Source organism: Amphritea sp. (assembly GCF_050300915.1).
Lineage (GTDB): Bacteria > Pseudomonadota > Gammaproteobacteria > Pseudomonadales > Balneatricaceae > Amphritea.
On sequence record NZ_JBNKYN010000185.1, the window covers coordinates 1 to 635 of the forward strand.

Annotated in this window: 1 protein-coding gene; it reads right to left on the reverse strand. The window is 53.1% G+C overall.

Translation table 11 applies throughout. The features are described 5' to 3' along the window. Nucleotides 1-527, reverse strand: a 527-nt coding sequence (locus tag ACQY8X_RS21015; protein WP_428037077.1) for a retropepsin-like aspartic protease, incomplete at its 3' end; no start/stop codon positions are given. Nucleotides 528-635 lie beyond the last annotated feature (108 nt).

Here is a 635-nt window from a genome sequence, read left to right on the forward strand (position 1 = left end):
ATGGAAATAACACCCCTATCCTCCATCGGGTTGCCCCCCACACTGTTAATCGTAAGGTTAGTCTTCACGAGCTCGTCTTCCTCCCTTCCAAGCTTCTTGAAGATGGAGTACGACATCAGATTGACAGCAGCGCCACCATCGATGAGCATCCTAGAGACTGGCTTCCTGTCGATGTGGCCCCAGATGTACAATGGCTTCAAGTGCTGGCTTGACTCTTCGGGCTTCTCAAACATGACCTCTTTAGGGCTGAGAAACATCTGAGCGACCTCCTCCTCGATACCCCTAAACTCGGTCGGCAACGCGAACACCATGTTGATGTCCATGCCGGTCGGTGGTGGAGACCCGTCCTTGATCAGTGGAGACTCATCATCATCTAGCAGGTTCATGTCATCATCGGAGGCCGAGAGTGCAGGGGTGTTGGCCTTCTCCTTCACCCTCTGCTTTATCGGGAATATAGGCCAAATAGTGTTGAAGTGTTCATCTCTTTCCTTCTCGACCGCTTCCTCCCTCAACTTTTGCACCCTCATCCGCTGGATCCTCCTCCTCTGGCTGGACGTGAGTCCTAAAGGACACCAACGGGGTGCTGGTGCTGTCCCGAGCATAGTAGTCTTCGATGTCCTCTTCTGTCCTGATCC